The organism is Paenibacillus abyssi (assembly GCF_014640295.1).
Lineage (GTDB): Bacteria > Bacillota > Bacilli > Paenibacillales > Paenibacillaceae > Paenibacillus_D > Paenibacillus_D abyssi.
In genome coordinates, this window is sequence record NZ_BMGR01000001.1 from 229,292 (window position 1) to 241,203 (window position 11,912).

Annotated in this window: 14 protein-coding genes; 13 read left to right on the forward strand and 1 reads right to left on the reverse strand. The window is 49.0% G+C overall.

The window, feature by feature from the left end; translation table 11 throughout:
• The first annotated feature begins 10 nt into the window (after positions 1 to 10).
• The 4 genes from qcrB to IEW11_RS01420 all read left to right on the forward strand — a co-directional run bounded on the left by qcrB (position 11) and on the right by IEW11_RS01420 (position 3,269).
• The gene (qcrB, locus tag IEW11_RS01405; RefSeq protein ID WP_188528291.1) at positions 11 to 682 is read left to right on the forward strand and encodes a menaquinol-cytochrome c reductase cytochrome b subunit; all 672 of its coding nucleotides are present in this window, start codon (positions 11 to 13) and stop codon (positions 680 to 682) included.
• An 18-nt stretch (positions 683 to 700) separates the two neighbouring features.
• Positions 701 to 1,567, forward strand: a complete 867-nt coding sequence (locus tag IEW11_RS01410; protein ID WP_188528293.1) for a menaquinol-cytochrome c reductase cytochrome b/c subunit — start codon at positions 701 to 703, stop codon at positions 1,565 to 1,567.
• 130 nt (positions 1,568 to 1,697) lie between these two features.
• A complete protein-coding gene (locus IEW11_RS01415; RefSeq protein WP_188528766.1) occupies positions 1,698 to 2,345 on the forward strand; it encodes a DUF1405 domain-containing protein in 648 nt (215 codons plus the stop codon).
• 42 nt (positions 2,346 to 2,387) lie between these two features.
• Positions 2,388 to 3,269 carry a sporulation protein YpjB gene (locus IEW11_RS01420; protein ID WP_188528295.1) on the forward strand — a complete coding sequence of 294 codons (882 nt, stop codon included), beginning with the start codon at positions 2,388 to 2,390 and terminating at the stop codon, positions 3,267 to 3,269.
• Here IEW11_RS01420 and IEW11_RS01425 read toward each other — a convergent pair.
• Positions 3,256 to 4,125: a YitT family protein gene (locus IEW11_RS01425; RefSeq protein ID WP_188528297.1), complete on the reverse strand. Its 870-nt coding sequence runs from the start codon at positions 4,123 to 4,125 to the stop codon at positions 3,256 to 3,258. The two genes, IEW11_RS01420 and IEW11_RS01425, sit on opposite strands and share 14 nt — an antisense overlap.
• 205 nt (positions 4,126 to 4,330) lie before the next feature.
• Here IEW11_RS01425 and IEW11_RS01430 point away from each other — a divergent pair, with 205 nt between their 5' ends.
• The 9 genes from IEW11_RS01430 (at position 4,331) to panB (ending at position 11,910) form a co-directional block, all read left to right on the forward strand.
• On the forward strand, positions 4,331 to 4,666 hold the full coding sequence (locus IEW11_RS01430) for a nucleotide pyrophosphohydrolase (RefSeq protein WP_188528299.1): 336 nt from the start codon (positions 4,331 to 4,333) through the stop codon (positions 4,664 to 4,666).
• A gap of 53 nt (positions 4,667 to 4,719) precedes the next feature.
• The gene (locus IEW11_RS01435) at positions 4,720 to 5,241 is read left to right on the forward strand and encodes a tetratricopeptide repeat protein (RefSeq protein WP_188528301.1); all 522 of its coding nucleotides are present in this window, start codon (positions 4,720 to 4,722) and stop codon (positions 5,239 to 5,241) included.
• A gap of 29 nt (positions 5,242 to 5,270) precedes the next feature.
• Entirely contained in the window at positions 5,271 to 6,074 is an 804-nt protein-coding gene (dapB, locus tag IEW11_RS01440; RefSeq protein ID WP_188528303.1) for a 4-hydroxy-tetrahydrodipicolinate reductase, read from the forward strand.
• A gap of 40 nt (positions 6,075 to 6,114) precedes the next feature.
• On the forward strand, positions 6,115 to 6,531 hold the full coding sequence (locus tag IEW11_RS01445; RefSeq protein ID WP_188528305.1) for a methylglyoxal synthase: 417 nt from the start codon (positions 6,115 to 6,117) through the stop codon (positions 6,529 to 6,531).
• Positions 6,528 to 7,226 carry a bacillithiol biosynthesis deacetylase BshB1 gene (bshB1, locus tag IEW11_RS01450; RefSeq protein ID WP_188528307.1) on the forward strand — a complete coding sequence of 233 codons (699 nt, stop codon included), beginning with the start codon at positions 6,528 to 6,530 and terminating at the stop codon, positions 7,224 to 7,226. Before IEW11_RS01445 ends, bshB1 begins: the two co-directional genes overlap by 4 nt.
• A gap of 74 nt (positions 7,227 to 7,300) precedes the next feature.
• Positions 7,301 to 8,470: an N-acetyl-alpha-D-glucosaminyl L-malate synthase BshA gene (gene bshA / locus IEW11_RS01455; RefSeq protein ID WP_188528309.1), complete on the forward strand. Its 1,170-nt coding sequence runs from the start codon at positions 7,301 to 7,303 to the stop codon at positions 8,468 to 8,470.
• Between the two features lie 11 nt (positions 8,471 to 8,481).
• Positions 8,482 to 9,783, forward strand: a complete 1,302-nt coding sequence (locus IEW11_RS01460; protein WP_188528312.1) for a CCA tRNA nucleotidyltransferase — start codon at positions 8,482 to 8,484, stop codon at positions 9,781 to 9,783.
• Entirely contained in the window at positions 9,780 to 10,766 is a 987-nt protein-coding gene (locus IEW11_RS01465; protein WP_188528314.1) for a biotin--[acetyl-CoA-carboxylase] ligase, read from the forward strand. The genes IEW11_RS01460 and IEW11_RS01465 overlap by 4 nt, the downstream gene beginning before the upstream one ends.
• 286 nt (positions 10,767 to 11,052) lie before the next feature.
• Positions 11,053 to 11,910, forward strand: coding sequence for a 3-methyl-2-oxobutanoate hydroxymethyltransferase (panB, locus tag IEW11_RS01470; protein WP_188528316.1), 858 nt, complete (start codon positions 11,053 to 11,055; stop codon positions 11,908 to 11,910).
• Positions 11,911 to 11,912: the final 2 nt, after the last annotated feature.

An 11,912-nucleotide genomic window follows, 5' to 3' on the forward strand; every position in this document is an offset into this window, starting at 1 on the left:
GTATAATCAGATGTTTAAAGGTATATACAACTGGATTGACGAACGTCTTGATATAACGCCGATGTGGAGAGATGTTGCGGATCATGAAGTGCCCGAGCACGTCAACCCTGCACATCACTTCTCTGCGTTTGTCTACTGTTTCGGCGGTTTGACGTTTTTTATTACGGTCATCCAAATTTTGTCCGGGATGTTCCTGACAATGTACTATGTGCCGGATATCATTAACGCATATGCAAGCGTTGACTATTTGCAGCACAAAGTAGCGTTCGGTGCTATCGTTCGCGGTATGCATCACTGGGGCGCAAGTCTTGTTATTGTTATGATGTTTTTACATACCCTGCGCGTTTTCTTTACGGGCTCGTATAAAGCGCCACGCGAGATGAACTGGGTAGTGGGAATGCTAATTTTCTTTATCATGCTGGGGTTAGGTTTGACCGGTTATTTGCTGCCTTGGGACAATAAAGCCTACTTCGCAACAAAAGTTACTTTATCCATCGCCGAATCGGTGCCCTACATCGGGCCTTATATTGCAACCCTGATTAACGGCGGTGAGGTTGTTGGTGCGCAAACGTTAACCCGTTTCTTCGCGATCCACGTCTTTTTCTTGCCGGGTGCCTTGCTGGCATTGCTCGCAGCGCATTTCTTCATGATTCGGAAGCAAGGTATTTCCGGACCACTATAAGCGAAGGGAGGGTTTCTCATGGCGCATGGCCATAATTCGAAAGAGAAGGTAGTATATGTCGGAGATTCGCGTATTGTTAAGCGCAACGCATCCAATATTCCGGCAGACTATACCGCCTATCCAGGGAAATCGGAAGCATTCATACCAAACTTTCTGTTAAAGGAATGGATGGTAGGTGTTGTTGCGCTTGTTGGCTTCCTTGTTCTGACAATCGCCCATCCGGCGCCGCTCGGATTCCAGGCTGATCCAACAAACGCAGCTTTTATTCCGATGCCGGACTGGTATTTCCTGTTCATGTATCAGTTACTTAAATATCCATACGTATCAGGGGATTTTGTCGTACTTGGTACGGTAGGTATTCCTGGACTCGCATTCGGTGCGCTGCTGTTGGCGCCGTTTTTGGACACCGGCAAAGAACGCCGCTTCTATCGCCGTCCAATCGCGACATCTCTTATGCTTTTGTCCTTAATTGCATGTATTTATTTAACAAAGGTTTCTTGGGATCATTATCAGCATCAGCTTGAAGTTACAAATACGATTCCCGAGCATATTCTTCGTGAAGAACAAGCACGCGAAGCGCATGAAGCCGGTCTTCCTCGTCCCAATCCATCTGCCGAACCTGCACCAATCGTTGCAGCGGATGACCCGGCGATGGATCTGATGAACACTGCGACTTGTCTCGCATGTCATGCGACAGATTTGACTGGTCAAGGGAACGCACCGGGTCTTCGCGGTATCGGCGATAAGCTGAGCCACGAAGAAATTGCGGAAATTATTACCAATGGAACCGATAACGGCATGCCAGCTTTTGCTGACAGGCTTTCAGCTGAAGAGATCGACCAAATTGCCGGATGGCTCGCTTTACAGAAAACATCAGCTGAATAATAAGATGAACAAAAACCTGATCGTAGCTCTACGGTCAGGTTTTTTCCAGTAACAAAGAAAAAATAGGTATTATACATGTAAATTACGAGCTTTCTGATGAGGAGGAAGGAGATTGCCAGTTTCACTGCTCATGTTTTGGAGCCGTTCCTTTTTGTTGAACCGCTCATTTCTGTGGATTTTGTTCGCAGTAAATTTGTTAGGGACCATTTACGGTTATATGTGGTACGGAGATCAGCTCGTTGATACATTGAACAACCATCCGCTTTGGCGAATCGTGTTTGTCCCGGACAGTCCCACGGCCAGCTTGTTTTTTACGGCTGCACTGTTGTTTTTGTTATTTCCGCCGCAGAGCCCTTCACGGCCCTTTCGGGCCTTTCGGATGATCATTGAAGCGCTTGCAGTTGTCACATCTGTAAAGTACGGCATTTGGGCGGTAGCGATGATATTCGGAGGAGCTGCCCAAGGGGATTCCTTAGTGTTGCAGGATTGGATGTTAGTTGCTTCTCATTTGGGCATGGCGATTGAAGGGCTTCTTTACGTTCGATTCATGACTTTCGGCCGTTTGACAGCCGTCATCGCTACTTTATGGCTGCTGATGAACAATACAATGGATTACCGTTATGAGATCTATCCTTGGCTTCCTTCTGTGCTCAGGGATGATATTGCTGCGATCGAGCGGTTTACATATGGACTCAGCTTGTTTAGCTGTCTTATCGTTTTCTTATCGCTCCAGCATAAAAAGATATACTGGCTAAAACGGACAAAGCGTCAGTCATAAAATGAATGCTTCTCCCATACGATGGTATGGGGGGATGTCCAAATGAGAGGGAAACTAACAATTACCATAATGCTGGCAAGCCTTTTATTGGTTCTGTGCCCCGTAAACTCAGGTGCGGCAGCGCGAACTGTTGCTGTACCGGTATCGGTTGACTCGGCCTTGCAGCAGCATGCCGTACGATTGGCAGCCATTTCGGACGAGCTCTACCAAGCCGCATCAGATGGAAACAAACAGTTAACGTACTATAACCTATCACGATTGCGGCGTTTAACGGCAGATCCATCCGTGCGGCAGCTGGGAAGCAAACAAGGATGGACGGCGGCAGAGGAAACGATCAGGCAATTATCAGATGCGCTTCAATATGGAAAGCTTAATGGAGACGCCAGGGCAGACGGTGCGAAGCTGATGCTTGCTTTTGATGCTTTGTCTTCGGGAGAACGTGCATTATGGATCTCTTATCATGAAATCATGCAAGATGACTTGAACCGGTTAATAAAGGCATGGCAGAGACAAACGGATGATCGAACGGAGGCGGCAGTGGCTGCGCTTAAGACGCTTTCAGGCCATATAGAGCTTATCGTGCCGGCAGCGTTGATGCAGCGTGATCCAATGCTTGTTCAAGCGCTGCAGGAAACCTATCAATATACATTGTCCCTGCTGAACGCCGGTCAGAGTGGGAGATTGGAACGTCTTTGGATGGATAACTCATTGGCAGCATTGTCGCAAGCTGTCGACCTTGTGTTCTATGATTCCGAAGGTGAAACGATCGAGCCCGTTTTGTCGCCCATATATGGTGGAATGCCTTGGCGATGGACGATCGTGATCGGCTTGTTGATTATCTCCGTGCTGATGTATGTCGGCTGGCAAAAATATCGTTTCGAGCGTGACCGGGTTGTAAAGCAGGATCGGGCTAATCTTCCTTAAAGCCTTCTCCGAGCACATCATGGACCTCACTGATGACGATAAATGCCCTGGGATCGGTTGAGCGTATGATCGCTTTAAGCCTGCGAATTTCATGCCGGTTGACGACACAGTACACCATGTGCTTGGAAGTTCCGGAGTAGGCGCCGACAGCATGCAGCAGTGTGACACCGCGATCCATCTCACGCGTGATAATAGAGGATAGCTTATCCCCTTCTTCCGTAATGATGGAGAAGGCTTTGGCCGAATAGGCCCCTTCTTGAATGAAATCAATCACCTTCGATGCAATAAATACGGTGACCAAGGTGTACAGTACCTTTTCCTTTGGAATGTATAACAAAGAGATGCCAATAATAACGGCATCTAAGGTGAGAATGATCTGCCCCATGCTCCAGCCTCTCTTTTTCGAAGCGATGCGGGCGATGATATCCGCGCCCCCTGTCGTTCCGCCAAAACGGAATACGATGCCTAGGCCCGTTCCAAGGGTAACACCTGCATATAAGGCTGCAAGAATGAAATCGGATGAGGTTTGAAAAGGAATGATCCATCCCAGAGCAATAAGCTTCTCCAGGATGCCTAGAAATACGGACAGCGCGATTGTGCCAAGAAAGGTGAGTATCATCGGTTTCCATCCGAGCAATTTCCAACCCATGATAAACAGCGGAACGTTCAACAGCAGGGTGGAGATGGAAAGCTTCCAGCCGAATGCGTAATTTAGGAGGACGGCTATGCCGGTAACCCCGCCCTCCATGAGTTGATTGGGGAGAATGAAATAATGCAGCCCGAACGCATAGATCGCGGCTCCTAATAAGATGGGCGGCACAGCGCGGTATGGAGACAGCTTGGATAATGATATCATAAAAGAACCTCCTGAGGCGTGATTGCCCACGTTCTACAAGATAGTATGCTTCTGCAACCGGTTACGGCATTCATCATGTTCGATTAAGCTTACCCGCTGAACATCGGGTAAGCTTTTTAAGTTTAGCTCGCTTCAAACCATTGTTTTAAACGTCGCTTTGCGATAACATATGAAGAGATAGGATTCGTTAGAAGGGGTAGAAGCGATGCCGGAAAAATCGTTAGCAGAGATTCAAAGAGAAGTTGACCGTTATATTGGTCAATTTAAAGAAGGCTATTTTAGTCCGCTTGCCCTAATGGCAAGATTGAGTGAAGAGGTCGGTGAATTGGCCCGTGAGGTGAATCACAGCTACGGGGAGAAACCGAAAAAGCCGGATGAAGAAGATAATTCAATCGAGATGGAGTTAGGCGACATTTTGTTTATATTATCCTGTTTTGCTAATTCACTGGACATCGATTTAACGGAGGCCCATGATAAAGTGATGGCAAAATTCAATACGCGCGATGCGAACAGGTGGACGCCAAAAAACACAGAACAGTAATTGTCCGTTTTACATATGCTGTACCATCACCTTTGTACAAGGAGGATGGTGCAATGGAAAGAGGCAGCAGCGTTAAAAAAGCATACGAAGCCATCCTAAGCGGTGACTTCGAGACGGCGATTCATTGGTTTGAACAAGCGATCAGGCATGAACCCGGCAATGCGGATTATCATTATAAGTGCTCGATCACATGTGCACGCAGCGGCAAATGGCCTAAGGCGCTTCATTACGCAGAGGAAGCGGTCCGCTTGCAAAGTGACCATGAAGAGTATCAATTTCATTTAAACACTGTGAAAGCCAAAATATTAGTAACCGAAGCCGTACATGCCATCGAAGAGAAACGACTGGATCTTCATCATGCGATATCATTATTGCACGACGCTGTACGTTTGGATCCTTTAAATGGGGATGCCTACTTATTATTAGGCGCAGCATATGGCGAGTTATCCCAATTTGAAGAGGCGGCCGACAGCCTTAAGGAGGCGCTTCGCCTGGATCCTCAACATGCGGAGGCTAGACGGCTGTTCACAGAATTCTCCCAAAAGCGGAAGACTAATTTTACCCATTTTCATTAAGGAAATCGATTAGGAATAGGAGACCCGCAATGACAGACAAAATCAAAGTAGCAGTTATTGGAGCTAGCGGCCGCATGGGCCGGGAAGTGGTTAAGATGGTGTTGGAGGACGAAGCATTAACGCTCGTCGCAGCGGTATCCCAGTCTGCAGGAGACATCGATGCCGGCTTGCTGGTTGGCAAGCCGGCCAGCGGTGTGAAGCTCAGCTTCAATCTTTCTGATGCACTTCATTCTTCCAAACCGGATGTGATGGTGGACTTTACGACACCACAAGCCGTATATAGCAATACGTTAACAGCGATCGAGCACGGTGTGCGTCCGGTCGTCGGCACAACAGGATTTACGCCGGAACAAATCGAAGAATTGGACAAGCTTTGTCAGAGCCGAAGCATAGGCGGACTTATTGCTCCTAACTTTTCGATCGGCGCACTGCTCATGATGAAGTTTGCTGCTGAGGCCTCTAAATATATGCCTCATGTTGAGATCATTGAATACCACGGGGACCAAAAGCTGGATGCGCCTTCGGGGACGTCGATTAAGACAGCGGAGCTGATCTCAGAAGTCCGAGAAGAGCTGCGCCAAGGCAATCCAAAGGAAGAAGAGACGATTGAAGGATCGCGCGGCGGTTATTATAACGGTTTCCGTATTCACAGCGTAAGGCTGCCCGGCGTTTTTGCGCAGCAGGAAGTGATCTTTGGGGGTTATGGCCAGACGCTTAAAATCAGGCATGATTCTTACGAGCGGGCTGGATACATGCCAGGGGTTAACACGGCAGTTAAAAAAGTGATGACCTATACCGGCATGATTTACGGATTTGAACATTTAATGGATTAAATTTCACATCTTGGTGAAGCGGATGAGGGGGTACATAGGGATGAATATCGCATTTATTGCACATGATCGTAAAAAAGAGGAAATGGTTAATTTCGTTATTGCTTATGAACCAGCGTTTGAGAGTCATACTTTATTTTCTACAGGCACAACCGGTACACGGATCATGGAACAAACCAATCTTCAGATTCATCGTTTTATGTCCGGACCACTCGGTGGCGATCAGCAGATCGGCGCAATGGTCGCACAAAATGAGATGGATCTGATTATTTTCCTGCGCGATCCGCTGATGGCACAGCCGCACGAGCCGGACATCATCGCCTTGCTGCGCCTTTGTGATGTTCAGGGAATTCCTGTTGCTACGAATGTAGCGACAGCAGAGCTGCTTGTCCGTGCACTGCAGCGCGGTGATTTTGCCTGGAGAGAGCTTGTGCATAAGTACAAACCGGAGTCGTTATGAGCGAAACAGTCGATATATTGGCATTTGGCGCGCATCCGGATGATGTTGAGATCGGGATGGGCGGGACCATCGCAAAGCATGTTCAAGCAGGCTATCGGGTTGCAATTTGTGATTTGACCGAAGCGGAGATGTCGTCTAACGGCACCGTGGATCGGCGTCGGATGGAAGCTGCCGACGCTTCCGCGGTGCTTGGTCTATCTGCCAGGACATGCCTGAAGCTGCCTGATCGCGGACTGTCCGGATCTCCCGATCAGATCGCAGCCATCGTTACAGAAATAAGACGTTTCCGTCCGAGAATCGTATTTGCTCCTTATTGGGACGATCGCCATCCTGACCATAATGCCTGCAGCGCATTGGTGGAGGAGGCGGTTTTCAATGCCAAGCTAAGGCGTTATATGCCAGAGCTGCCGCCGGTTCAAGTTGAACAATTGGTGTTTTATTATATAAACGATATAAAAGATGTATCGTTAATGGTCGATATCAGTGACTATTACGAAGCGAAACGGCTGGCCCTGCAAGCTTATCAGTCACAGTTCGAGGCGCCTGATCGCTCGAATGGACATGTGGCCACTCCGCTCAACCAAGGTTATTTAACGAATGTGGAAGCGCGGGACCGGCTGTTAGGCAGCGGGCGGTTATGGAGTTACGCTGAAGGGTTTGCCCTTAAGCGCCCGCAAGCGATTCAGTTATTTTAACGAATGTTAACGATTTGACGGAATATAAATCGATGTAGAGACTGAAATGACGGGCAAATGGGGTGTTCTGCAAAATGAAACCATTAAAGATCGGCATCACTTGTTATCCAACGCTGGGCGGTTCCGGTGTTGTTGCCACCGAGCTGGGCAAGCTGCTGGCCGAAAAAGGCCATGAAATTCATTTCATTACGCACAGTATCCCTTTCCGGTTAGGCAAATTTCATAAAAATATTTATTATCATGAGGTGGAAGTGAATGATTATTATGTCTTTCGCTACCCGCCTTATGATATTTCTTTAGCAAGCAAGATGGCTCAAGTCGCCAAGATGCAAAATCTCGATTTGCTTCATGTCCATTATGCGGTTCCGCATGCGATCTGCGCTTTTTTGGCCAAGCAAATGCTGGACCGTGATTTAAAGACCGTCACAACGCTGCACGGGACCGACATCACTGTGCTTGCGCAGGATGAGTCGCTTAAAGATATGATTCGTCTGGCCATCACGAAAAGCGATGCGGTTACGGCAGTTTCCGATGATTTGATTAAAGAAACAAGAGAGCTGCTTGATATTACCCAGCATATTGATCTCACCTACAATTTTGTGGACAAACGGGTCTATTATCCGCGTGAATGTTCATCCTTGAGAAAAGATTTCGCGGCCGATAATGAGAAAATTTTGATGCATATCTCTAATTTCCGACCTGTGAAGCGTGTAAGCGATGTAATTGACATCTTTGCTAAGGTAAGCAATGCCGTGCCCTCCAAGCTGTTGCTTGTAGGCGAAGGGCCGGAGCTTTCAAAGATTCAGCATAAAATTAAAGAATTGGGACTCGAGGAAAAAGTGCATTTCCTTGGCAAGCAGGATGATGTCGCGCAGGTGATATCCGTGGCTGATCTGATGCTTCTGCCTTCAGAGAAGGAGAGCTTTGGACTGGTTGCTTTGGAAGCCATGGCTTGCGGAGTTCCGACGATCGGTTCCGCTGCCGGCGGGATCCCTGAATTGGTGACGCATGGCGAGACGGGTTACTTATCGCCCATAGGCGATACTAGCCAAATGGCAGTGAATGCGATTCGGTTGCTAAAAGATCCGAAGCTGTATGCCGATTTCCGGGAAGCCTGCATCCAGCGTGCTACTACCCGTTTTTGCAATGACCTGATCACAGATGAGTATGAGCAGATTTATTATCGGGTTTTGGGCATTGAATCACCAGCTCAACCGCTCCCGGTATGCAGCGATAGACTTTAGGAGGGCAAAGCTTGATTACGAATCCAGTCTTACAAGCTGCGCTTCCGCTCTTATCTGCATTGGAGCAGCAGCATTTTGAAGCGGTCTTTGTCGGTGGCTGTGTGCGGGACGACCGGATCGGCCGTCCGATCACCGATGTGGATATAGCTACTTCCGCCAAACCGGAAGATGTGTGCCGGATCTTCCCGCGTACGATACCGACAGGATTGAAACACGGAACTGTAACTGTGCTATTGGACGGGACAACGTATGAAGTCACGACTTACCGCAAGGAATCCGCTTATGAGGCTTTCAGAAGACCGGCTGAGGTCGAGTTTATTACCGAACTGACGGAGGATTTGAGGCGGCGGGACTTTACCATCAATGCCATGGCGCTGCGGGGAGATGGCAAGCTTATCGACCCGTTCGGAGGCCTGCAGGATCTGCAGGATGGGATCATTCGTTGTGTCGGCGATGCCGATGCCAGATTTCAGGAGGATGCCCTTCGTATGCTGAGGGGCATCCGTTTTGCCGCACAATTCGGCGAGTCACGTGAGCCGATATTTCCCCGCACGTGGGAAGCAATGTTAAGGCGCCGCGATCTACTGCGTCATGTCGCGATGGAACGAGTGGGTGTGGAGCTCGATAAAATGATGATGGGAAAGCGGCCCGATTATGCGTTTGATTTATTGATTCATAGCGGTTTGCTGCAGCGGACGAAGGAGCAGCTGACACTGCCGGATCCAGCATGGGGTGACTGGCGCGCTCTAATCGACAGCAGCCGTGTGAATACCGGTCCGCTCACACTTTTGTCCAATCCAAATGAGCGTTGGGCGGCATTTGGCCTTACGAGGGGAATGGATGAGCATCATATGGAGAGCTGGTTCAGAGCATTGCGGTTTGCAGGCCGCCGCAGCGCTCAGATCTGTGCAGTTATCAGCTTTCACAGACATTGGCTTGCATCAGTTGAAGCGGCGGGTGCAAGCGATGACAGCCGCTTAATCGACAGGTTATGGATGGATCAAGTCATAAGGTTTGGACGTGAAACAACGCAGACCTGGTTGAATATGGTTCGAGAATTTGAAGGAATGAATCCGTGGGGGGAATTGGCCGAACGGTTACAGATTTTGCTGGATCAAATGCCTGCTGCTTCACTGAAGGAGCTTGCGGTTAACGGCAATGACCTGATGCGGGCACTGCGAAGATCACCGGGAGTGTGGCTGCATACATGCTTGCAGCAGCTGCTGAGGGATGCTGCGTCAGCCGTTGTTCCAAACAACAAGCAGAGTTTGCTGCAGCATGCTGAAACATTAGTTAGCGAGGAGCCGTTATGAGCGAACAATTACTGCGGTTATTTGAAAATCACGAAGGCGAATATGTATCCGGTGAAGCAATCAGCAAGCAATTAAATGTGAGCCGGACGGCAGTCTGGAAACAGATTCGCAAGCTTGAAGCGCAAGGTTATGAGTTTGAAGCTTCCAGGCGTCTTGGCTACCGGCTTATTCATAAGCCGGACAAGCTATCGTTAACGGAATTGCTGGGGAGCTTGACCTCGAATCGGTTAGTAACCTCCATTAAACTTTTCGATGCGGTAGATTCAACACAAAATATCGCCCACCAGTTGGCCGAGGATGGCGCTCCGGAAGGGACGCTCGTGATTGCTGAGCAGCAGCTGCACGGCAGGGGACGGATGGGGCGAAGCTGGGTGTCGCCGCCAAGCAAAGGCATTTGGATGAGCCTGGTGCTGCGCCCTAATATACCGCTGCCTTTCACACCGCAGCTTACGTTATTGACAGCGGTGGCGCTTTGCCGCTCGCTGCGTAAAATGACATCCGCCGACATCGGCATTAAATGGCCCAATGATTTGCTTATCGACGGAAAGAAAATTAGCGGCATTTTGCTGGAATCGACGGCTGAAGAGGAGCGGCTGCGCTATGTGGTCGCAGGAATAGGAATCAGCGTGAACCTGGAACAGCAGGATTATCCGCCGGAAATGCTGGAGAAAGCAATTTCCCTAAAAATGGCAACGGGACAAACGCTGGATCGCACGGCTGTCATCGTTTCGTTTCTCACGGAGTTTGAAAATCTCTACGGGCTTTACCAGCAGGAAGGGTTCACCCCGATCCGTACGCTGTGGGAAGCATTGTCTGTCTCCCTGCATCGCAGAACCTCGCTTATTACACCGCAAGGACCAATGGTTGGAACACCAATTGGCTTGGGGGAACATGGCGCATTAATGCTTCAGCAGGATAACGGCAGCATTGTCCCTATATTCTCTGCGGAAATGGGTCTGCCCACTGACGATCCTTCAACGTGATGGGATTGTCGTTTCATAGACGTAATCTTATTTTTTTGGTATAATTGTGTTGATCTCGGCGGTATCCGGCAATGTCTGGAATTGCACTTGGTCATGTAAGCACGATGATTCTTTTAATTTGAGTATCCGTTTTGCAAGCAAAGCGCACTCTGCTCTGAGCCGCCCGGGACCGAGACAGAAGGAAGCTCGCGATAAAACGAAGTTCCTTTTTGGTTTGGGGACCTTTTTAGCGACGGCTAAAAGGTTTTTTTGTGTTTATCCTAATCATTTAAGGAGCTGATACGTGATGAACAAACCGTTAACAATAACAAAGATTAAACAAATGAAATCGGATAACGAGCCGATCTCTGTGTTAACCGCATATGACTACCCATCCGCGACGCTCGCTGAGGAAGCGGGAATCGATATTATCCTTGTTGGCGATTCGCTTGGTAATGTTGTACTCGGCTACGATACGACAATTCCAGTGACAATGGATGATATGGTTTATCATACACGGGCTGTGGCACGTGGAGCGCGGCAAACGTTCATTGTGTCGGATATGCCCTTTATGTCTTATCATATAAGCAAGGAAGAGACGCTTCGCAATGCTGCCAGATTGATGCAGGAAGGGCATGCCCATGCGGTGAAGCTCGAAGGAGGCGCTGAGATTGCCGAAGAGGTGTACGCATGCGTACGGGCCGGCATTCCGGTGCTTGGCCATATTGGATTGACTCCGCAATCGGTGCATCAGCTTGGCGGTTACAAAATACAAGGCAAGACCGAACAGGATGCGGCAAGGCTATTACATGATGCAAAAGCGCTCGAGCAAGCCGGAGCGTTCGGTGTGGTGCTCGAGCTGGTCACAGAGCCTGCAGCCGGGAAGATTACGTCTTCTCTTTCGATCCCGACAATTGGTATTGGGGCCGGGCGCAAATGTGACGGCCAAGTGCTTGTGTACCATGATATATTGCAATATGCTTCACCTTATAGAAACAAGAAGTTCGTCAAGACCTATGCGAATGTGGGACAGACAATCCGCCATGCGATCTCTGAATATGTGGCGGATGTTAAATCCCGAGCCTTTCCCGATGAGTCCAACAGCTTCGAGCCACAAACCGAAGCGCTGAGCGGCGGCATATACGGCAGCGGGAAGGAGAGATAACG

Coding starts and splice junctions, on each gene's coding strand:
- qcrB (WP_188528291.1), top strand. CDS start 11: ATGTTTAAAGGTATATACAACTGGATTGACGAACGTCTTGATATAACG.
- IEW11_RS01410 (WP_188528293.1), top strand. CDS start 701: ATGGCGCATGGCCATAATTCGAAAGAGAAGGTAGTATATGTCGGAGAT.
- IEW11_RS01415 (WP_188528766.1), top strand. CDS start 1,698: ATGTTTTGGAGCCGTTCCTTTTTGTTGAACCGCTCATTTCTGTGGATT.
- IEW11_RS01420 (WP_188528295.1), top strand. CDS start 2,388: ATGAGAGGGAAACTAACAATTACCATAATGCTGGCAAGCCTTTTATTG.
- IEW11_RS01425 (WP_188528297.1), bottom strand. CDS start 4,125: ATGATATCATTATCCAAGCTGTCTCCATACCGCGCTGTGCCGCCCATC.
- IEW11_RS01430 (WP_188528299.1), top strand. CDS start 4,331: ATGCCGGAAAAATCGTTAGCAGAGATTCAAAGAGAAGTTGACCGTTAT.
- IEW11_RS01435 (WP_188528301.1), top strand. CDS start 4,720: ATGGAAAGAGGCAGCAGCGTTAAAAAAGCATACGAAGCCATCCTAAGC.
- dapB (WP_188528303.1), top strand. CDS start 5,271: ATGACAGACAAAATCAAAGTAGCAGTTATTGGAGCTAGCGGCCGCATG.
- IEW11_RS01445 (WP_188528305.1), top strand. CDS start 6,115: ATGAATATCGCATTTATTGCACATGATCGTAAAAAAGAGGAAATGGTT.
- bshB1 (WP_188528307.1), top strand. CDS start 6,528: ATGAGCGAAACAGTCGATATATTGGCATTTGGCGCGCATCCGGATGAT.
- bshA (WP_188528309.1), top strand. CDS start 7,301: ATGAAACCATTAAAGATCGGCATCACTTGTTATCCAACGCTGGGCGGT.
- IEW11_RS01465 (WP_188528314.1), top strand. CDS start 9,780: ATGAGCGAACAATTACTGCGGTTATTTGAAAATCACGAAGGCGAATAT.
- panB (WP_188528316.1), top strand. CDS start 11,053: ATGAACAAACCGTTAACAATAACAAAGATTAAACAAATGAAATCGGAT.